Consider the following 281-nt stretch of genomic DNA (forward strand, 5'->3'; position numbering starts at 1 on the left):
CCTTGCTTGACTTCTTGTCCACCGTTGTCATCATCCACATATACTACTCGACCGGTTTGTTCATTTGCCTTATATACTACAGTTTCTGTGTAATCTTTAGTATCAAATATTACTGTTTCACTTGGAACAACAGCTTTATCTGGAGTGTAGCCTACTTTTTCTTGTGTCTTCACTTCATCGAAGCTTTGACTTGGAACATCTGTGCTCCAAGTTTCTTTGCCTGTTACTAGATCTTTTTTGCCTGGTTGAGTGAACGTTAGACTTTGACTCTTGGTATCTAG

Annotated in this window: 1 protein-coding gene; it reads right to left on the minus strand. The window is 39.1% G+C overall.

The window, feature by feature from the left end; all coding sequences use genetic code 11:
• The coding region (locus tag NOU10_RS09340; RefSeq protein WP_255906667.1) for a hypothetical protein at nucleotides 1-281 on the minus strand (281 nt) is incomplete at both ends.

Source organism: Ligilactobacillus sp. MP3, assembly GCF_024436335.1.
GTDB lineage: Bacteria > Bacillota > Bacilli > Lactobacillales > Lactobacillaceae > Ligilactobacillus > Ligilactobacillus salivarius.